The sequence below is a fragment of the Caldibacillus sp. 210928-DFI.2.18 genome, assembly GCF_020554505.1.
GTDB classification, from domain to species: domain Bacteria; phylum Bacillota; class Bacilli; order Bacillales; family Caldibacillaceae; genus Caldifermentibacillus; species Caldifermentibacillus hisashii.
Genome location: NZ_JAJCHL010000043.1, coordinates 1 through 21043, shown reverse-complemented (window position 1 = coordinate 21043; position 21043 = coordinate 1). Strand labels below are relative to the sequence as shown.

The 21043-nt window shown below is 37.0% G+C and carries 16 protein-coding genes; 3 read left to right on the top strand and 13 right to left on the bottom strand.

All coding sequences use genetic code 11. The features are described 5' to 3' along the window. Positions 1–3: 3 nt before the first annotated feature. The 13 genes from wecB to LIZ98_RS10305 form a co-directional block, all read right to left on the bottom strand. The gene (wecB, locus tag LIZ98_RS10365) at positions 4–1128 is read right to left on the bottom strand and encodes a non-hydrolyzing UDP-N-acetylglucosamine 2-epimerase (protein WP_227139554.1); all 1125 of its coding nucleotides are present in this window, start codon (positions 1126–1128) and stop codon (positions 4–6) included. Positions 1129–1133: 5 nt separating this feature from the next. Beyond that, positions 1134–2243: a capsular polysaccharide biosynthesis protein CapF gene (locus LIZ98_RS10360; protein WP_227139555.1), complete on the bottom strand. Its 1110-nt coding sequence runs from the start codon at positions 2241–2243 to the stop codon at positions 1134–1136. 16 nt (positions 2244–2259) lie between these two features. After that, positions 2260–3297: a nucleoside-diphosphate sugar epimerase/dehydratase gene (locus LIZ98_RS10355; RefSeq protein ID WP_227139556.1), complete on the bottom strand. Its 1038-nt coding sequence runs from the start codon at positions 3295–3297 to the stop codon at positions 2260–2262. Positions 3298–3307: 10 nt separating this feature from the next. Then, positions 3308–4507 (bottom strand): glycosyltransferase family 4 protein, encoded by a 1200-nt coding sequence (locus LIZ98_RS10350; RefSeq protein ID WP_227139557.1) that lies wholly within the window; start codon positions 4505–4507, stop codon positions 3308–3310. 51 nt (positions 4508–4558) lie between these two features. Beyond that, entirely contained in the window at positions 4559–5284 is a 726-nt protein-coding gene (locus LIZ98_RS10345) for a GNAT family N-acetyltransferase (RefSeq protein ID WP_227139558.1), read from the bottom strand. A 14-nt stretch (positions 5285–5298) separates the two neighbouring features. Next, positions 5299–5928, bottom strand: coding sequence for a sugar transferase (locus tag LIZ98_RS10340; protein ID WP_227139559.1), 630 nt, complete (start codon positions 5926–5928; stop codon positions 5299–5301). A gap of 4 nt (positions 5929–5932) precedes the next feature. Then, the gene (locus LIZ98_RS10335; RefSeq protein WP_227139560.1) at positions 5933–7159 is read right to left on the bottom strand and encodes a DegT/DnrJ/EryC1/StrS family aminotransferase; all 1227 of its coding nucleotides are present in this window, start codon (positions 7157–7159) and stop codon (positions 5933–5935) included. Between the two features lie 607 nt (positions 7160–7766). Continuing rightward, on the bottom strand, positions 7767–8144 hold the full coding sequence (locus tag LIZ98_RS10330; protein WP_227139561.1) for a type II secretion system protein: 378 nt from the start codon (positions 8142–8144) through the stop codon (positions 7767–7769). Between the two features lie 126 nt (positions 8145–8270). Continuing rightward, a complete protein-coding gene (locus LIZ98_RS10325; protein ID WP_227139562.1) occupies positions 8271–10112 on the bottom strand; it encodes a polysaccharide biosynthesis protein in 1842 nt (613 codons plus the stop codon). A gap of 69 nt (positions 10113–10181) precedes the next feature. Then, entirely contained in the window at positions 10182–11066 is an 885-nt protein-coding gene (gene galU, locus LIZ98_RS10320; RefSeq protein ID WP_227139563.1) for a UTP--glucose-1-phosphate uridylyltransferase GalU, read from the bottom strand. A 675-nt stretch (positions 11067–11741) separates the two neighbouring features. After that, complete coding sequence (locus LIZ98_RS10315) at positions 11742–12506, bottom strand: tyrosine-protein phosphatase (RefSeq protein WP_227139564.1); 765 nt, start codon at positions 12504–12506, stop codon at positions 11742–11744. 28 nt (positions 12507–12534) lie between these two features. Then, positions 12535–13230 (bottom strand): CpsD/CapB family tyrosine-protein kinase, encoded by a 696-nt coding sequence (locus LIZ98_RS10310; RefSeq protein WP_227139565.1) that lies wholly within the window; start codon positions 13228–13230, stop codon positions 12535–12537. Continuing rightward, the gene (locus tag LIZ98_RS10305; protein ID WP_216408253.1) at positions 13230–13952 is read right to left on the bottom strand and encodes a YveK family protein; all 723 of its coding nucleotides are present in this window, start codon (positions 13950–13952) and stop codon (positions 13230–13232) included. Before LIZ98_RS10305 ends, LIZ98_RS10310 begins: the two co-directional genes overlap by 1 nt. 564 nt (positions 13953–14516) lie before the next feature. Between LIZ98_RS10305 and LIZ98_RS10300 the strand changes: the two genes are divergently transcribed. From LIZ98_RS10300 to LIZ98_RS10290, 3 genes are all read left to right on the top strand, one after another. After that, complete coding sequence (locus LIZ98_RS10300) at positions 14517–15314, top strand: SGNH/GDSL hydrolase family protein (RefSeq protein ID WP_227139566.1); 798 nt, start codon at positions 14517–14519, stop codon at positions 15312–15314. A gap of 2059 nt (positions 15315–17373) precedes the next feature. Further along, positions 17374–18282: a nuclease-related domain-containing protein gene (locus LIZ98_RS10295; RefSeq protein WP_041846082.1), complete on the top strand. Its 909-nt coding sequence runs from the start codon at positions 17374–17376 to the stop codon at positions 18280–18282. A 517-nt stretch (positions 18283–18799) separates the two neighbouring features. After that, positions 18800–20335, top strand: coding sequence for a ClC family H(+)/Cl(-) exchange transporter (locus tag LIZ98_RS10290; protein WP_095142732.1), 1536 nt, complete (start codon positions 18800–18802; stop codon positions 20333–20335). The last annotated feature ends 708 nt before the right edge of the window (positions 20336–21043 follow it).

Genomic DNA, 21043 nt, shown 5'->3' with positions numbered 1-21043 from the left:
TATCTATTTCTCCCAAACAACTCGGTTCACATAATCAGTATATGATAATATTATCCTTAACACTTTATCCGACACATTCGGCATACTATAGTCTCCTACAATCCTTAACGTATCTTGTTCCTGTTTTTCAAGTATCTCTAATCCCTGTAGTATTCTTTCTTTCTTAAGACCAACCATCATAACTGCTGCTTCTTCCATTGCCTCTGGCCTTTCATGAGCTTGTCTAATATTGAGCGCTCTAAACCCAAGGATAGAAGACTCCTCACTTATTGTGCCACTATCACTTAGTACTGCTTTTGCCTTAATTTGCAGTTTCACATAATCATTAAACCCTAAAGGTTTCAGTGTTTTCACTAGCGGGTTAAATTCAATTCCTTTAGTTTCAATCATTTTTCTTGTTCTAGGGTGTGTACTAACAATGACAGGAATATTATACTTTTCTGCCACAGCATTTAAACTATTAACTAAATCTATAAAATTAGTTTCTGAATTAATATTTTCTTCTCTATGTGCTGAAACAACAAAATATTTCCCTTCTTCCAGACCCAATCTTTCTAGTACATCTGATTTCTCAATATCATCTTTTCTAGAATTCAGGACTTCAAACATTGGACTACCGGTTTTAATAATACGGTCTGAAGGAAATCCTTCTCTTAACAGATATTCTCTAGCAATATCACTATATGTTAAATTGATGTCTGCTGTATGATCAACAATCTTTCTATTAGTTTCTTCTGGAACTCTTTGATCAAAACATCTATTCCCTGCTTCCATATGGAAAATAGGAATATGCCTTCTCTTCGCAGCAATCGCGGTTAAACAACTATTCGTATCACCAAGCACTAAGAAAGCATCTGGCTTTACTTCCTCCAAGATAGGATCAATTTTAACCAAAATATTACCTATTGTTTCTACAGCTGTTCCAGTAGCTGCATTAAGAAAAAAATCAGGTTTCTTCAAATTAAAATCTTTAAAAAACACTTCATTTAATTCATAATCGTAATTCTGACCTGTATGAACAAGAATATGTTCAATTGCATTTGACTCTTCTAATTTATTGATAACAGCTGAAAGTCTAATAATTTCCGGTCTCGTACCTACAACTGTCATTACTTTCAATTTTTTCATTTTTGTTATACCTCCAAGAAGTATGTGTCTGGCTTTTCTGGGTCAAAACATTCATTCGCCCACATTACTGTTACAAGATCCGTTTCCCCAATATTAACAATGGAGTGGGTATATCCAGTAGGGATATCTACCACTTGTAACTTTTCTCCACTCACTCTATATTCAATAATCTCATCCGAATCAATCTTTCTAAAACGTATTAATCCTTCTCCGCTTACAACCAAGAATTTTTCATTTTTTGTGTGGTGCCAGTGATTCCCTTTTGTAATCCCAGGTTTCGATACATTTACTGAAACTTGGCCTCTCTCAGAAGTTCTAATGAATTCAGTAAAAGATCCCCTATGGTCGCAATTCATCTTAAGATCATAAGAGAATTTGTCTTCTGGTAGAAAGCTTAAATAAGTACTGTATAATTTCTTAGTTAAATCATCTTCCATATTAGGAATACTTAAATTTGTTCTGCATTCTTTAAAACTTTTTATAAGTTCAGCTAATTCTCCAAGTTTAATATGATGTGTTACAGGTACAACACAGAACTCATTTTGCATAGTTGGCTTTCCCTTTAGAGCTCTTAAGAACTCTTCTAATACATCATCTATATAACAAAGATTAAGCTCTGCATCTGGATTGTTTATCTGAATATCTAAGCCTCTAGCTATATTATGACAAAAGGTAGCAACGACAGTATTATAGTTAGGTCTGCTCCACTTACCAAAGACGTTTGGCAACCTATATACATAGACTTTTGCGTCTGTCTCTTTATAATGATTAAATAATAATTCCTCTCCAGCTTTTTTACTTCTTCCATAAGGATTATCCTTTTCTGCTTGTATAGAGGAAGTAATAAGCACTGGAGCATTATTTTTATGCTTCTTTAATAGTTCTAACAGTTGAGAAGTAAATCCAAAATTACCTTCCATAAATTCATTTTCATCTTTCGGTCTGTTTATCCCGGCTAAATGGAATACAAAATCACATTCTTTTGTATATTTATCTAATAATGAAGGATCGCTTTCTCTGGTATATTCGAATATATCGTTATATCCTCTATTTCTAAGCTCAGCGACTAGGTTTTTTCCTATAAACCCTTTTGCTCCTGTAATAAGAATATTCATCAATTTATTCCACCCTTTAGTTCATTACGTGAATCTTTTTATTCCATTCCCTTAGCTCATTTTGTACATAATCCAATTCAAGTAATTTTTCTTTAATTTGTTCAATAGTAAGAATCTGTGTATTATCAGAATTATATTCTTCAACTGAACTTAACTTTTGATCGCCCTCTACAAAATACTTGTCATAGTTCAAATCTCTTTTGTCAGCAGGTACTCTAAAGAAACCACCTAAATCTTCTGCTACTACATATTCTTCTTTAGTAAGCAGCGTTTCATAACGTTTTTCACCATGACGTGTACCTATGATTTTAATTTCATTGTCAGCGTTGAAAAGCTCCTTAACTGCTTGAGCAAGATCACCAATCGTGCTGGCAGGGGATTTTTGCACCATAATATCACCAGCCTGAGCATTTTGGAAAGCAAATACTACAAGCTCAACTGCTTCTTCTAAACTCATAAGGAACCTTGTCATGTTAGGGTCTGTTACTGTTAAAGGCTGCCCACTTTTAATTTGTTCAATAAATAATGGAATAACCGATCCACGCGAAGCCATTACATTGCCATATCGTGTTCCACAAATAAGCGTTCTTTCTGGATCAACCGTTTTAGACTTTGCTACAAATACTTTTTCCATCATTGCTTTAGAAATTCCCATAGCATTAATTGGATAAGCTGCTTTATCAGTTGATAGGCAGATTACCTTCTTTACTCCGTACTCAATAGCCGCTGTTAATACGTTATCAGTTCCAATAATATTAGTTTTGACCGCTTCTAAAGGGAAGAACTCACAAGATGGTACTTGCTTCAATGCAGCTGCATGAAAAATATAATCTACACCGTGCATTGCATTTTTTACACTTGCTATATCCCGAACATCTCCAATATAAAACTTTAATTTATCATTCTTATATAACTTGCGCATATCATCTTGCTTTTTTTCATCTCTAGAAAAAATGCGAATTTCTTTTATATCACTGTCTAAAAACCTTTCCATCACAGCATTACCAAAGGAACCTGTTCCTCCAGTAATTAATAAAGTTTTATCTTTAAACATTCCCTCTACCTCACTTTTTGAAATGACTCTCTAATATTTCTACCGAGCGACTAATATTAAACTTTTCCTCTAAATACCTTCGACCATTGGCTCCCATCATTTCCAATCTTTTAGATTTGGCCATATTTTTAGCTTTACTTATAAAACTTTGCGCATCGCCAGACCAAACCCATTCTCCACATTCCGCTTCTTCAATCAACTCTTTAAGATCAGTTACTTTATCTGTAGCTGCAAGTACTGGTTTCGCATATTCCATATAGGATAGTATACGTGACGGATAGTTAGGTATAGAAAATCTTGGGTCTAGTACAATAAGACCTACATCGCTTTCTTTTGTAATTTGTTCATATTCAGTCCTAGGCAAGTTTTCAATCACCAGAGCATTGTTTATTTGGTTTTCTTTAATTGTTTGCTCCAATTTATATCTATCTGTTCCCCTACCAACAAAGAGGAAGTACATTTCATTTTCATTCTTACAGCCTTTAATAACTTCACATAACAAATCAATATATTGTGGTCTCCCCATGTTTCCGCCAAAAAGAAAAACACATGATTCTTTTGGGACACCAAATCGCTCTCTAATATGGAATTTATCCACTTTTATATTGTTTGTTAACTTTTTAGTATTAGGGAAGATTTCAACCTTTGATGTATCTATCCATGAATTATGATCTAATACGTATTCTTTATTAGCATTAGACATACAACCAATGTAATCAGCGGTTTGCAGTAATTTCTTTTCCTTGGATTTAAAATATCGATGTATAAGGCCTTTTTCTTTTATAATTCCTAAATCTACAGCGTTTTGAGGAAAAATATCCTTAAGCATTAAATATGAAGGACAATTAAATAGTTTTTTCGCCCATGCTACTAAACCCGCATTAGTCACCGGCGGCGATTCAAATAAGATAAAATCAAACTTTCTTTCTCCTAAATATTCCTTTATACCTTTTTTCATAAGGATTGGTATTTTTAACGTGGTTATCCCTTTTTCAATAAAACCTACATCGTAATAGTTCCCAGTAACAATACGTAGGACATCAAAGCCCCGTTCTTTCTTCATTTCTGTATTTTTTTTATTTCTCGCTTGTTCAGATACTGCTACTGTTATCTCATGACCAGCTTCATGTAATGCTTCTGCTAAATCAGTATATATTGTAGCCCCCTTATCTGGCTCGGGAAACGAAGTTGCAATATATAGTACTTTCAAGAGTATCTCTCCTCATTTTTTCCACACACCATGTCTTACAATGAATAAACACTAATTATTCCATAAATGATAAACTTGATGACATTCCACTTGTTTACATCCAACTTTATGATAAAAGTTAATTGCACCTATATTTCGTATTTGTGTGCCAACTCTAATTTCATTAAATCCGTGTTGATGTGTAGCGTATTCTACTGCTTTGAATAAGCTAGTTCCAATACCACCTTTAGTCACTTTTGGGGACACAGCAATCAATTCAATTACACTTGCATTATCTGAGAATGAATAAAGTACAAAACCATTTATATTATCATTTTCATCTCTAGATAACGCAAAAAACTTATCCGGCTTTTCAAAAGCATTGATAAGCCACTGACGATATACTTGATCTCCTCTACGTTTAGCTAATTCCGGATCCTCAGTAAACTTTGAGAACTTAAAATCTGCTAACTCAATGATTTGATCATTTCTCTCTAATGATTGATGTATTGTAACATTTGTTGGAATCTCGAATGGGCCAACCAATTTCTTTACAAACTGAATATTTACATCTGCCAGAAAAGCCGAAGTATCCTTTCCAATTAGTTGTGTATTAACAGGATCTGAATTCTGATTCGTGATTGAAATAAATTGGTAATCATTAAATTTAGCCTGTAGTTTATCCCATTCATTCAATGAAAGCGGCATGTGCAATATAGCTTTAGCACTACTAACACCAAAAAAATCTGTATCCCACTTCAGTTCATAAAAGGATACTGCTTTTTCACTATTCTCCATAAGCAATTCCTACCTTACATTCCTATACCAGTGTTATTACGTGATTTAGTACTTTTTTCCGTTATAAATACATCCTCACGTTTCAATACCGATACAGCAGTTTTAAAAAATATTTTTATATCAAGCCATAAGGACAGGTTATCAATATAATAAATATCATTTTGGATTCGTTCTTTCCAAGGCACAGTGTTCCTAAAGTAAGCTTGATTATAACCAGTAATCCCCGGTCTAATTTCTAACTTTCGTTCTTCATTGCCCACATATAATTCGCGATGCTCAGGTAAGTCAGGTCTTGGCCCGATAATACTCATATCACCTTTGATGATATTTAATAGTTGTGGTGTCTCATCCAGACTTGTTTTGCGAATAAACTTCCCGATTTTGGTTAATCTCGGGTCATCTTCAGAATTAAAGGTTGATCCATCTTCATTTCTTATGTCTGGAGCATTCATCTTCATGGAACGGAATTTATACATTTTAAATACTTTTCCATCTTTGCCTAATCGAGGTGCATTATAAAAAATGGATCCTTTATCTTGGAAGTAAATTATTGGTCCAATTATTAACAGGATAATTAACCAAAATGGAAGAGCAATTAAAGCTAGTATTAAATCAAAGGCTCTTTTAAAAAAGTTCTTATACATTTACTCAGCCCACCTTAGATTCATCCAGAATCGTTTTTAGGTTGCCAATTACATACTCCACATCCTCGTTACTTAATAAAGTATGAAGTGGAAGTGTGATTTCATTAATATACTGCTTATTAGCATTAGGATAATCCTTAATATCAAACCCTAAATTCTTATAGGCAGTAAACATAGGCAGTGGTTTATAATGGACGTTACATGCAACACCCGCTTCAGCCATTTTAATAATAATTTCATTTCTCTCTTTTTCACTAATCCTTGGTATCCTAGCTAAATAAAGATGACCACTTGAAGCATAGTCCTCACCATAATGCTGTAAACTTTTAACTCCTAATGGCAAGAGTGCTTTATCATACATCTCTATAATCTCTCTACGTCTTTCGAGTAATCCTTCATATCTATCTAACTGTATTAATCCAATGCTGGCCATAATATCCGTCATATTACACTTATAGGCAGGGTAAACAATATCATATTCCCATGCACCTTTTTGTGTTTTAGCAAGTGCATCTTTGGACTGTCCATGGAGACTGTATAACATGAATTGTTTATAAAGCCACTCATCATCTAATCCAAGATCATTACGCCAAACAACAGCCCCACCTTCTGCAGTTGTAAGATTTTTTACTGCATGAAAAGAGAAGTTTGTAAAATCAGCAACCTGTCCACACTTCATTCCATTTCTTTCAGCTCCAAAAGAATGGGCAGCATCTGCCATTACTATTACTCTATTAAATAGCCATTGAAGTTCATTGTTTGGTTTGAACATCTCTTTCTTACTTTCTACTATATTAAATAAAGTGTCGTAATCACACATTTTCCCAGCAATATCAACAGGAATAATTACCTTAGTTTTCTCCGTTATAGCATCAGCTAATTTTTCATAATCCATTTCAAATGAATCCGGAGCTGTATCAACTAATACAATTTTTGCTCCAACATGCTCTATAATGGCGGCAGAAGCAGAATACGTATATGCTGAGGTAATGACCTCATCTCCCGGACCTACTCCCAAAATACGAAGAGTTAGTTCCATAGCTGCAGTTGCAGAATTGAGGCAGACGGCTTTACTAACCCCAACATATTCAGCTATTCTTTCTTCAAATTCCTTTGTTTTTGGCCCAGTTGTGATCCAACCAGATTTTAATGCTTTTACAACCTCATCAATCTCTACATCTGTAATATCTGGTGGGGAAAATGGTATATTTCTTAATTTAGTATCAATCATTGTTCATAGCCCCTCTTATTTTAAATTTTGTATAAAACAAAAATGATTTAGTAGCTTAGTACTTAATTAGATTAGTTTTTCTAACCAACTACTAACCCACTAAATCTTATCCATATCCAATACTCACCTCGTAATATCTATTCAATCTACCAAACAAATACGAAATAGATATTCAAATCATAATCACCTCAAACCGAGTTTCTTCCTATTATATATACCATTCAATCAATCTATAATTCTCACTAAAAACACCCAAAACCCTTATCCCGCAAGGTTTCTAGCACTCAATCTAACTACGATACTCAGTTCCTTAACTCTATTCAATATTTCCCCATATTTTAGGTTGTTAAAAAGCCCGTCAAATCAACGTTTTTCATAATCGAAATACCTGATTTTAGACATTTAATTTTTTATAATGACAAAACGGTACTATGTTATATAGATAAATCCCATATATTGTGTGTTTTTATGATTTTCCACCGATTCCTACACAATATGTTATGGTTATCTATTAACCATTCTGACTTCCAAATTACCATTCAATCATACCAATCATTTTCATCTGCAAATAGTCAAGCTAATAGAATATATTAATCAAAATACTCGATTATTGATACGGTACATTACTTTCTCCCTCATCAGGATTCCTCTTGCCATCACTATGAACACTGCATCTAACCTTCCCATCATAATAACTAATTACTCCATCAGATGGACATATACTCTCTTTAGAACGTGTCTTAAAATCTAAAAAGGCTTCATCACTATGATCTATCTTTCGATCTATCAAATATAGCTCGTATTCTCTCTCAAACATAATTCGATTGTTATCACACACCTCTGCCCTAGTCCTATCAAATAGGTTGTAAAATATAGGAACAGCAATCAAACAAAAAATAGAAATAATGACAAGTACTGCTAATAGCTCAATAAGAGTTAACCCCTTTCCATTTCTATTTTTTATTCTTACAACCAGCAATAACATATTTAAACCCCTACCCTTTATTAGGTTTTTCAAGGGTGTAAATTTAATAAGTTTACTATTTTATTAATGTTAATTTCCTATTTATACAAGGACAAGCAAACACTTGCCCTTGTATAAATAAGTTTTCTAATTTCCTACCGCTTCCACAACGGTTTGTATCTGAACCGGTGCTTGTCTATGATTATTCGCAATACCCAGCAGCATTTCTCTTACTTCATCAACTGTAATTTCCTCATACTGATTCATCAACTGATGCAACAATTCCTGTCCAACCATCTTCGCCTTCCCAATATGAATCTTCGGAAAAACTTGTTCCGGGAAAATCTCATTTTCATTGAGAAGCTCTTCATACATCTTTTCCCCCGGACGTAATCCGGAGTAGACAATGCCAATTTCGTCTTCTGTATAACCCGATAGTCTGATTAGGTTTTTCGCTAAGTCTACGATTTTTACAGGTTCACCCATATCTAAGACAAAGATTTCCCCACCCCTTGCCAATGAACCGGCTTGGATTACTAGACGAGAAGCTTCCGGAATTGTCATGAAGTAGCGAGTAATATCCGGATGGGTGACGGTGATCGGACCACCTTCTTGAATTTGTTTTTTAAATAATGGGATGACACTGCCGCGGCTGCCAAGGACATTACCGAATCGGACTGCGACATATTTCGTGTTGAATAGCTTGTCCATTTCTTGAATAATGAGCTCAGCACAACGTTTCGTCGCACCCATCACATTCGTTGGATTAACAGCTTTATCTGTGGAAATTAAGACGAATGTGTCCACCCCAAATGTACCGGCTGCTTCTGCCACATTTTTCGTACCAAAAATATTGTTTTTTACAGCTTCTTTCGGGTTGTATTCCATCATCGGTACATGTTTATGAGCGGCAGCATGATAAACTACATTCGGTTTATGTTCTTCCATCACTTCAAAAATGCGGTTTTTATCTTGGACATCAGCAATCACCGGTACTATTTCGAACGCATGTTTATATTGATTTTGCAGTTCCATATTAATTTGATAGATACTGTTTTCGCCATGACCAAGAAGTACCAGTTTTTTTGGTTTGAATTGGCTCACTTGCCGGCAAATTTCTGATCCAATTGACCCACCCGCACCAGTAACAAGAATCGTTTTTCCGGCCAATTTTGCTGAAATACTTTCTAAGTCCAATTCAATTGGATCTCGTCCAAGTAAATCCTCAACTTCAACATCACGGAAGCTTGTCACTGAAACTTTTCCAGTCATAAGATCTTCAATTTTTGGCATAATTTGTGTACGTACTTTTGTTTTCGTACATTGATCGACAATGAGGTTCAGTTCTTTCTTTGTTAACGAAGGAATCGCTATAAGGATCAGCTCTATTTTTTGTGTTTCAACAATCCGATATATTTCTCTTACATTCCCAAAAACAGGGAGACCAAAATAATCCAAGTTTATCTTTCTTGAATCATCATCGATAAACCCAATAGGCTCCAAATCTGAATCAGTTGATAGTAATAACTGTTTTGCTACCATTGTTCCCGCAGCACCTGCACCGATAATTAATGTGCGTTTCTTTTGAGTTTTCGGTTTATAATAACTGTCGCGGAATACTCTCCAACAAAAACGGGACCCACCAATCAATAGAATGTGCATCATCCATGTTAAAATAAGAACACGAAAATAGATATCGTGAATGACAATCAATTGAACAATTGCTGTCGAAAAAATCGATAACGTAACCGCCTTGACAATTGCCGTTAATTCACCAACGCTCGCATATTCCCAAGCTTTATGATATAAACGAAAAATAAATGCATAAATATGATGAAATGTCAATAGTGTGAGCATTGTTATGAGGATGGTTGACGAGATAAAAACTCGCAAGTCGATTCTCAAAATTAACAGGACAAAATAAATTGATGTCATTACAATAATCGAATCCAGTAATGATAAAAACGCTAATCTTCTTGTATATGTCACCTCAAGCTCTCCTTTCAATTAAATAGAAGTTTAATGATGTTAAAGCTGTTATATAGAGCTTAACACCTTTTATAATTTGATTAGTTCACTTCCATATAATGAGTTAATAAACTCTGTTACTTGAGGTTTTAACTCTTCATCTTGAAGAGCAAATTCAATTGTAGTTTTTATAAACCCAATCTTCTCCCCCACATCATACCGTTTACCTTCGAAGTCGTAGGCGAACACACGCTGGATTTGGTTCAACTGTTGGATTGCATCGGTTAATTGAATTTCACCACCAGCACCAACTTGTTGTTTTTCAAGGAAGTGGAAAATTTCCGGTGTCAGTACGTATCTCCCCATGATGGCAAGATTCGATGGTGCAGTGCCCGGTCCCGGTTTTTCGACAAAATTCCGTACTTGGTAGCGACGACCTTCACTAGATAATGGGTCAATAATTCCGTACCGATGGGTTTCGTTATCGGGAACTTGTTGTACACCGATAACGGATGAAAAGGTTTCTTCAAATTGGTCGATTAATTGACGTAAGCATGGTGTGTCATTTTGAACAAAGTCATCGCCAAGTAGGACGGCAAATGGTTCGTCACCGATAAAATTACGAGCACACCAGACGGCATGACCTAAACCTTTTGGCTCCCGTTGCCGGATATAGTGAATATTGGCAAGATTTGATGAGTACTGGACTTTCTCCAACAGGTCGAACTTGCCTTTTTCCCTCAGGTTCGCTTCCAGTTCCGGTGCATTGTCGAAATGGTCTTCAATGGCGCGTTTGCCTTTCCCGATAACGATAATGATGTCTTCAATACCGGATGCGACCGCCTCTTCGACTATGTATTGAATCGTCGGCTTGTCCACGATTGGGAGCATTTCTTTTGGCATGGCTTTCGTTACCGGTAAAAACCTTGTTCCGAGCCCTGCCGCTGGAATAATTGCTTTTCTTACCTTTTTCAAAATCTAATAGCCCTCCTAATTATGTATCTTTTTTGAGAAATATTGTATTACAATAGTAATATTTACCTATTTTTAAAGAAAAAGAAAAATGTCTAATGAAACAACACAATACGTTTTATGTTCTTTCATTAGACATTCTCTAGTTGATTCTCTTAGAAGTTGAAGTCAGTAACTCAACAACATTTATCAAAATGATCTGATTGCTACCAAAGAAGGTTTTACAAAAATTCATATATTAATATAGTATTTAGCAGGTGATTTTAAGAAAATCTTTTTGCAAACCCACACAAATAAATCAGATTGGGCATCTAACCCGTCCTCACACCATACTTCCGACAACAAGTGTCTAAGGTCTCGGTTCGTTATCAACGTCACCCACAGCATGGCCGAGTGCCTCCGTTGATATTGGTTAGGAGACATCACCTGAATTAATACGTGGCTCATTTTTTACAATTACTATGACAAAGCTGCCATGTGTTTCAAAAATAGTTCAACTCGTGAATCTTATATCAATTGACTTTCCAACCATTCCCTTGAACCATCAGAGAATGTTCCTCCGTTTCATTAGTTGCAGATCCTCATATAAAATCAGGTGGGCTTTGAGATTAAAAGCCCAAGATATTTCTTGATCAGTTACGGGTCTATATATAAATCGGGCTAAAATTGCTCTTCCTTTTAAAATAGCCCAAGTATTTTCTTCCGCTTGATTGGTTGCGGGTCTTCACGGTAAATCATTTGTCCAGAAATTACATATTCCGCGTTTTCCCGGAACATATAGACGATTTCCGTCCCAAATTCCCGCTCAATCTCTTCATAAGCCGCACTTAAATGAAACGGACGTGTCGTTGTATTATGTGCATCACTGGCAACACAATGAGTTAAGTTCGCTTCAATCAGTTGGAAGGAAAACTTTTGAATTTTCTTTCCGAGGTCGCCGGTGACACTGGAAGCCGTTACTTGAGTAATCGCCCCTTTTTCAACAAGTGAAAAAAGCTTATCCGGCTGTTCGACAATTTGGCTGTTCCGCTCCGGGTGAACGATAACCGGTGTCAGGCCTTTTGTCTGCATTTCATAAAAAAGGCGCTCGGCATAATTCGGCACATGATTTGCCGGGAATTCTATCAAAATATAGTTTTTATCGTTGACGGTAGCAATTAAATCGTGATCATATTCCAATTCCCAATCGCCGAATAAACGAACTTCCTGACCGGTCAAAATCTCAAGCGGAATTCCTTCTTTTTGCAAGGCGTCATTTAATTGATTCACCTTTTCAACAACGACTTTTTTCGGATTATTGTATCTAGATGTTTGATGATGAGGAGTGGCGGCAATTTTCCGGATCCCGTCATTAACTGCTGCTTTTGCCATTGCCAGACTATCTTCTAGTGTTTGAGCCCCGTCATCAAGCCCCGGAAGTATATGACAATGAATATCGATCATCTTTGCCGCCTCCTAATCTCGTAGTATTTTAATGTTCTGCATAGTAATAGTAGTAATGCGTATCTTTATCGGCCTTTTTATTATTAAGTACAGCACCTAATAATTTTGCCTGAGCATTACTTAATATCTCTTTCGCTTTAATCGCTCCATCGCGGTCTGTTGTACCACTCGATGTTACCAATATCGAACCATCTGCCAAATTAGCCAATACTTGTGCATCGGTTACCGTTAAAACGGGCGGCGTATCGAACAGGATGAAGTCATATAAATTGTAGGCTTCTTTTAATAGATACTCCATTGAAACGGAAGCCAATAACTCTGCCGGGTTTGGCGGAATTGGACCGGATGTTAAGACAAATAAATTTTCTACATCCGTCATATGAACAGCATCCATGAGTTCAGCTTGTTTTGTTAATACACTGGTTAAACCAACTGTGTTTGGTAGTTGAAAAGTATAGTGAGCCGTTGGTTTGCGCAAATCTGCGTCAATTAACAACGTCTTTTTCCCTTGTTGGGCAAACACAACTGCCAGATTCGCTGCCGTAGTGGATTTTCCTTCCATTGGACCGGATGAAGTAACAACAATTGACCGAATTGCTTGGTCCACAGAAGCATATTGAATATTGGTTCGAATTGTCCGGTATTGTTCGGTAATCGGGGATTTTGGATCCTTTTTTGCAATTAAATGCCGTTTTGAACGAGATGTAGTTTTGTTTCTTGCCATTATCTTGTCTCCCCTCTTCCCCGTTGTTTTTTATGGAAGGGACCTTCCGAAGCTTCAATCGTTGTGATTACGCCGAGTACAGGTAATTCCAAGTATCTTTCAATGTCTTGCTCAGTTTTTAACGTATGATCAAGGTATTCGTATAAGAAAGCCAGTCCAACTCCTGCCATCAACCCAACAACGATAGCAATGGCGATATTCAAGAACGGTTTTGGTTTTACCGGTGAAATGTCATCCGGTACTTCAGCCGGTGTTAAAATATTTACGTTATCCACATTCATGATTTTGACAACTTCTCTTTGAAACACTTCGCCGATTTTATTGGCAATTTTCGCTGCTTCGTTCGGATTCGGGTCTTCAACAACGACACCAAGAATTTGGGAATTATCCTCACTTTGAACAGTAACCTTTTCTTTTAACTCCGCAGTTGTATATTTTCCATTCAGTTCTTCTGAAACAATATCTAAGATTCGCGGGCTTGTAATAATACCGCTATACGTATTGATCAACTGAATATTCGTTTGCACTTCATTTGTATTGAAGTTTTCACCAACTGTTGAGCGATTGACAAGTATTTGCGTAGATACTTGATATACGGGAGTGATTACAAAGAAGCTGAATATTGCAGCGACTACAGCAGCTGTAAATGTTAACAGTAAAATAAGACTGAGCCGCTTTCGTAAAGTTTCGAACAATTCTTTTAGACTAATGGTCTCTTCCATGGATGCCTCCTAAAATTTTAAACAATAAACGTATGATATTTTATATGTAGCAATCTATTATTCGTATTGCGTAATGACCATGGTGATTATACCATAGGTTTTATGAATTACTAAATGTAATTTATGTAAAATCTTATATGCTCTGAAAGATGGTTTAACAGCTAAAGTTTATTTTTCAAAGAGAATGTATGCTTATAATATTGAATATCATATATAGTGGAAACTTACCGTAATCCTTTTTAGCGCAAATTTATATCACGATGAATTAATTAATTTTTCAGTATAGCTATACCCAAAACGGAAATTATGAATTAAAATAAGACAAGGAGTCAGAGGCTGCTAGTACTCCTAACCTTGAAAACTTTCATTTTTATCATATCGCTTTTTACATTATTTTTCCACATTTTTTAAAAAGTTATATCGAAATTTGCAAATTTTAGGTAAAATAAGTAGTAAAGTGTCAAAATCTTGCACTAAATAAAATTATAATCGGTTTTTAAAGTAAATCAATTATTTTCTATTAATATTTCGACATATTTATTTTAGGAAATGATGGAGGTTAACATGGCACAGCGGATTTTAGTGATTCTTTCATTTATTGCCTTGATTGTAGTTACAATTGTGGGTGGAGTGTTTTGGAATGAAAAACAAGAACAAGTTGTAAATAATGCCGAGGCCGGTGTTATTGGGCATGGAAGCAAGTCAGGTGGCACCGTGAAAAAGTCTGACGCTCGGCGAACAGAAATTGAATCGATGACGGCAAATTTACCTAAAGGCGTTCAAAAAGCTTTTCTTACAGCCTATGATGACGGTAAAAAATTGGAGATTGCCTTTGTCGGTACGTCAGCTTTAGGAAAAGGGGCCGGTGGATGGAGTGATTTGGTCGAGAAACAATTGGAGACCGCTTACGGAACTTCATTCGTGGATGTTGTCACTTATCAATATGATGGCGGATCTTCAGGTTTCCTTACCAGTAGTTTAGCTGAAGAAATTGCGAGTGCTGGTTATGATATCGTCTTTTTGGAAGGTTTCACATTAGAAGATAATGGCGAGATCAGCATTGACCAATCTCTTGTAAATGTCGGTGCGATTGTTGATTTGTTGGTTAGCGCGAACCCTGATGTACAAATTATTTTGCAACCGCCACACCCAATTTATGCAGCCGTCAATTACCCGCGTCAAGTCGAGCAATTAAAAGCATTTGCCGAAGAGAAGGGTCTGCCTTATTTTGATCACTGGACAAATTGGCCGGATTATACGAGTGACGAGATTTTACAATACTTAACAGATGACAACATGCCGAGTGGGACCGGACATCAATTGTGGGCCGAGGCGATTATGAATTATTTTGTAGCCAAATAAGATTGTTATGGATTCGGCGATGTTTATTGACGGTATCGGCAGGGATCTAGAGGCAGCGAGAGGCAGTGAGAGGCAGCAAGAGGCAGCAAGAGGCAGTGAACTCGAACTAACTTTATAAGCACAATAGAGGGGAGAATCTGTTGTGCTTATTTTTGTTTCTGCTGTAAAGCTTTGAGTGTCTGCTTGTGTTTATGGGGCCACTGAAAAACAATTCGAATAAGTTCACTCACTCAATATATAGTAGGATAGACCACAAAGTTACATCTAAATATGGTGTTAAGCAAGTGATTTTAGCACTTCTTCAGTGGTCTCGTGTTTATTTGTGGTCATTCGACAGTTTTTTCAAACAATCGTTTGTTTGAAAACGTGTTGAAGTCTTGGCTTTTCTAGGGTTGGGGAAATTGGGCGTGCGTGATTCGACATTTTTTGGTTTCTATTTGTTCAACTACAAATTTTTGTTCAATTGCAAATTATGGATAGCCAATTCCGAAGTCATAGCTGGCTTACTTATCGTGGGTATGGGTTGGTCTTGTGATTGTTTGTTTTTGAGTGTATTCATTCGGGGGAGATATTTTCATGTTTTGTGTACGATTGTGAGGTGGTAAACAATTTCAATTGAGTTAAGACATATTCAGTCCATGAGGCTCTGGCTTGGTTCGATTCTATTGGACAGTTTTTGCTGGTGGACGTCTATTTTGTCCAATAGCGCCCGGCTATTGGACAATTTTTGCTGGTCGGCAGCCCATTTTGTCCACGAGAGCCGTTCTATTGGACAGTTTTTGCTAATTGGATGCCTTTTTTGTCCATGAGCGCCTCTCTATTGGACAATTTTTACTGGTTGGCTCCTCATTTTGTCCATGAGAGCCGTTCTATTGGACAGTTTTTACTGGTTGACTCCCAATTTTGTCCACGAGAGTCGTTCTATTGGACAGTTTCACTTGGTTGAGGCTCCATTTTGTCCGCGAGAGCCTCTCTATTGGACAGTTTCACTTGGTTGAGGCTCCATTTTGTCCACGAGAGCCGTTCTATTGGACAGTTTTTGCTGGTCGGCAGCCCATTTTGTCAATGATAGCCGTTCTATTGGACAGTTTTTGCAGATTGCCTCCTCATTTTGTCCATGAGAACCGTTCTATTGGACAGTTTCACTTGGTTGAGGCTCCATTTTGTCCACGAGAGCCGTTCTATTGGACAGTTTTTGCTGGTCGGCAGCCCATTTTGTCAATGATAGCCGTTCTATTGGACAGTTTTTGCAGATTGCCTCCTCATTTTGTCCATGAGAACCGTTCTATTGGACAGTTTCACTTGGTTGAGGCTCCATTTTGTCCACGAGAGCCGTTCTATTGGACAGTTTTTGCTGGTCGGCAGCCCATTTTGTCAATGATAGCCGTTCTATTGGACAGTTTCACTTGGTTGAGGCTCCATTTTGTCCGCGAGAGCCGCTCTATTGGACAGTTTTTGCAGATTGCCTCCTCATTTTGTCCATGAGCGCCTCTCTATTGGACAGTTTCACCTGGTTGAGGCTCCATTTTGTCCGCGAGAGCCGCTCTATTGGACAGTTTTTGCTGGTCGGCTCCTCATTTTGTCCACGAGAGCCGTTCTATTGGACAGTTTCACCTGGTTGAGGCTCCATTTTGTCCGCGAGAGCCGCTCTATTGGACAGTTTTTGCTGGTCGGCTCCTCATTTTGTCCACGAGAGCCGTTCTATTGGACAGTTTCACCTGGTTGAGGCTCCATTTTGTCCACGAGAGTCGTTCTATTGGACAGTTTCACTTGGTTAAGGCTCCATTTTGTCCATGAGAACCGTTCTATTGGACAATTTTTGCTGATTGCCTCCTCATTTTGTCCATGAGCGCCTCCCGGATCCTTTTTTATTGGACAGCTTATTTTCCTATAACTCAATTAGTGTTTTCTATTAAATTTCCCTAAAAGTCTTACTACGGAGTAACACGTACTTCCCGTTCGCACCTTACAAGAAAAACCTTTTTAAAAGTTTCGTATGGATTATTTTATAGTTTTGTTCTATAATAATTCTGAAAAAACAATTAAAAGGAAGTTGAACATGGAGTATAAGGTACGAACTGAGCCATTGGAATTGCAAGTAATGAGAATTCTTATTGCTCGTGCTGATCTAGCAGAAAGTGACAGACAATATTACAGGAATTTAGAAAAGGGGTATGAGGGGGAACTTTTTTTTGATTCTATTACTAGGCAACTCCAGAGCAACTGCCTCATTTTAAATGATTTGCTACTTGAAGCAAACCATTCTACGTTTCAGATTGATTCCTTAATTATTTTCCCTAATTCATTGCAGGTTTTTGATATTAAAAACAATGAGGGTGACCATTATTTTGAGGAGGACAAATTATTTATAAAACCAAATCTTGAAATTTCTAATCCCGTTGATCAAATAAAGAGGACAGAAAATCGTTTTCGCAGATGGGTGAAGGATCACGGATTTAGTTTCCCTATTGTTGTAAATATTGTGTTTGTTAATCCAAGGTTCACACTGTATCAAGCACCGATGAACATGCCATTTATTTTTCACTCTCAACTTGATCGATATTTTGAACAACTTGATAGCCATACAGGCAAGTTGACAAGTAAACACAAATTGTTGGCCGATCAATTAATTAACTCACAAGTTAGTAAAGAACCTTTCATAAAGCTCCCTACCTATGATTATGGGAATTTGAGGAAAGGTATAATCTGTGAAAAATGTAATAAGATTGCAGTCGCAGTGGATAGGGGAAAACATTGTCTTTGTCTCGATTGTGGGCATAAAGAATTAGTTGAAACTGCTGTCTTACGAAGTGTAGAAGAGATCAAGCTACTATTTCCGGATCGAAAAATCACGACAAATTTAGTACATGAGTGGTGTAAGGTAGTTCCGAGCAAAAAAAGAATCAACCGGATACTTGAGAAAAATCTTAAAAAATCCGGAAAGAATAAATGGGTTTATTTTGAATAACTATGATTGAGTCTTTAATCAAATTATTCACAGAAAATCAAAAACTTAGTTTAACTTTTGGTCTGCCAACCTTTTCGGGCTTTATCATGATGTACTAAAAAAGTGAGAAAAGAATCCTTTTCTGTGATCATTCATGATTGTGAGCCGTGATCATGATTTTTTTTTAAAAGTTAAATTTGCTACTTTAACGCAAAAAGCACTAGATTTCAATTGGAAAATTAATTTGGGTTGAGTCAAGCTATTCGTAATAAGTCCATGCCAACAATTATAGTATTATTGACCGTGAATAACATCTTGGTATGGTATTTAGTTAGATTATTTTACACTTTTTCAATGGCCTCTCCATTTGCTTAAGCAGTTTTAAATTTAGGTATTCTGTGATATTCTGTTACATAGGGGTACTCTTTTCTTGGTTTTGATTCTTATCATTCTACCAAGGAGTATCCTTTTTTTAGTGAAATTTGCTTTCTATCTTAGCGTGCTACCTCTTAGTTCTCGTATTTGGAGTTGACAGAAAATGAAAGACAAAATTTCAATCTGGTCAATACCGTTGAACCCGATTGGATACGTTATACGAGGTGGATTGGTTGGAATTTTGGCAGGATACGTTGTTAGTATTTTTCGCCTGTCCATTCAACAATCAATTAATTATGTCAAGACTTTTTTTGAACGTACCCATGAACATCCTGCTTTGTTCTTTTATGCAATCATCTGTATCATTTTGGCAACCCTTTTCCTCAGCTGGTTATTGAGGAGCGAGCCGAATATTAAAGGCAGCGGTATTCCTCAAGTGAAAGGACAAATTCAAGGAGTCATTGAACTAAACTGGAAATCAGTTCTATGGAAAAAGTTTGTTGGTGGGATCCTCTCCATCGGTTCCGGTGCATTTCTTGGTCGGGAAGGTCCTTCGATTCAATTAGGGGCTACAGTCGGACAAGGTGTCAATGAATATACACATGGAAATAAAACGGATGAAAAAATTTTGATTACAAGTGGTGCCAGTGCCGGTCTTTCTGCTGCATTTAACGCTCCGGTAGCCGGACTGTTATTCGGATTAGAAGAGATTCATCATCATTTCAGCTCGACCTTACTGGTCACATGTTTTGCCGCTTCGATTACGTCAAACTTTGTCTCCTTAAATATTTTTGGCATGACGCCTGTTCTCTATTTAGGGGAACTACCAACTTTCCCACTACAAAGTTATCTCTGGCTCATTGCCTTAGGGGGACTCTTGGCGGTTTTCGGCTATCTATATCAAAAAGTGTTGTTCCATATATCGGAATGGTATCAACATATTCGATTTCTTCCAAACCATATGTACGGACTTATCCCGTTTCTATTAATCATCCCAATTGGGTACTTTGTTCCTGATCTTTTAGGCGGCGGTGCTGAAGTCATTATAGGGCTCAGTCATACGTATTTTTCTTTAGGAATGTTGGCGCTAATCTTGGTTTTGCGCTTTGTTTTTTCCATGATTTCCTATGGAAGTGGTCTGCCAGGGGGAATTTTTCTTCCTTTACTAACGATTGGTGCTTCCTTGGGTGCATTATTTGGTCAATTGATTCACATATATTTCGGAGTGGACGATGAACTAATCCGTTGTTTTATCGTCTATGCAATGGCCGGCTATTTTACTGCAATCTGCAAAGCTCCATTAACCGGAATCATATTAGTTTCGGAAATGGTAGGAAATTTAGAAGTATTAATGCCTATTGCAATCGTTTCTCTCTCTGCCTATGTGTTTGCCGATATGATGGGCGTCATTCCTGTTTATGATGGCCTTCTCCAAAAATTATTAGGCGGACAGATTGGTCATAAGAAAGGTCGCTATACAACTTTTGTTTACCCGGTCGCAGTGACGAATACTTCGCTAGTCGGTAAAAGGGTAAAAGATTGCCCTTGGCCAAGTGAAACCCTTTTAGTTCTGATTAAACGAGGTGAACAAGAAATTGTTCCACATGGTGATACCGTGATTTATGCCGGAGACTTTTTATTTATTTCAGCAGATGTCGGTCTGGAAAGTACCTACCGAAAACAACTAGATGGAAGATAACGCAGAATGGATAAGCAACTTTAGGTTTTGCGAGCGAATGTATAAACAAACAAAAAAATACGTAATGAATTTGACGTCGCAGCCGGACACAAAAAGGGGAGAGTGTACAAATTTACAAATTTCGACATTCTTTTAATCTAATGGCTAAAATGAATTGTCATCCTATCTTGAAAGATGAGGCTATTTCTACCCACTTATCCTTTAATTAATTGCTTACGGACACACAGGATTCAAGTGTTCAAATATTAACATCTAATTAGATTATGATTTAACCAACCGTGAGAGGCGTTCTCGTGGACAGTTCTCGATGGTTGACTCACGGTTTTGTCCATGAGAGGCGTTCTATTGGACAGTTTTTGCTGATTGCCTCCTGATTTTGTCCATGATAGCCGTTCTATTGGACAATTTTTGCTGATAGACTCCCCATTTTGTCCGCGAGAGGCGCTCTATTGGACAATTTTTGCTGATTGACTTCTTATTTTGTCCACGAGAACCGTTCTATTGGACAGTTTTTACTAATTGACCCCTGATTTTGTCCACGAGAACCGCTCTATTGGACAATTTTTCCTGATTGACTCCTGATTTTGTCCATGAGAACCCTTCTATTGGACAATTTTTCCTGATTGACTCCTCATTTTGTCCATGAGAACCCTTCTATTGGACAATTTTTGCTGATTGACTTCTTATTTTGTCCACGAGAACCGTTCT

What these genes read in the sequence shown, in the direction of transcription:
- LIZ98_RS10345 (WP_227139558.1), bottom strand. Translation starts at nt 5,284, where the DNA reads ATGGAGAATAGTGAAAAAGCAGTATCCTTTTATGAACTGAAGTGGGAT.
- LIZ98_RS10335 (WP_227139560.1), bottom strand. Translation starts at nt 7,159, where the DNA reads ATGATTGATACTAAATTAAGAAATATACCATTTTCCCCACCAGATATT.
- LIZ98_RS10355 (WP_227139556.1), bottom strand. Translation starts at nt 3,297, where the DNA reads ATGTTTAAAGATAAAACTTTATTAATTACTGGAGGAACAGGTTCCTTT.
- LIZ98_RS10305 (WP_216408253.1), bottom strand. Translation starts at nt 13,952, where the DNA reads ATGGAAGAGACCATTAGTCTAAAAGAATTGTTCGAAACTTTACGAAAG.
- wecB (WP_227139554.1), bottom strand. Translation starts at nt 1,128, where the DNA reads ATGAAAAAATTGAAAGTAATGACAGTTGTAGGTACGAGACCGGAAATT.
- LIZ98_RS10360 (WP_227139555.1), bottom strand. Translation starts at nt 2,243, where the DNA reads ATGAATATTCTTATTACAGGAGCAAAAGGGTTTATAGGAAAAAACCTA.
- LIZ98_RS10310 (WP_227139565.1), bottom strand. Translation starts at nt 13,230, where the DNA reads ATGGCAAGAAACAAAACTACATCTCGTTCAAAACGGCATTTAATTGCA.
- LIZ98_RS10300 (WP_227139566.1), top strand. Translation starts at nt 14,517, where the DNA reads ATGGCACAGCGGATTTTAGTGATTCTTTCATTTATTGCCTTGATTGTA.
- LIZ98_RS10315 (WP_227139564.1), bottom strand. Translation starts at nt 12,506, where the DNA reads ATGATCGATATTCATTGTCATATACTTCCGGGGCTTGATGACGGGGCT.
- LIZ98_RS10330 (WP_227139561.1), bottom strand. Translation starts at nt 8,144, where the DNA reads ATGTTATTGCTGGTTGTAAGAATAAAAAATAGAAATGGAAAGGGGTTA.
- LIZ98_RS10340 (WP_227139559.1), bottom strand. Translation starts at nt 5,928, where the DNA reads ATGTATAAGAACTTTTTTAAAAGAGCCTTTGATTTAATACTAGCTTTA.
- LIZ98_RS10295 (WP_041846082.1), top strand. Translation starts at nt 17,374, where the DNA reads ATGGAGTATAAGGTACGAACTGAGCCATTGGAATTGCAAGTAATGAGA.
- LIZ98_RS10290 (WP_095142732.1), top strand. Translation starts at nt 18,800, where the DNA reads ATGAAAGACAAAATTTCAATCTGGTCAATACCGTTGAACCCGATTGGA.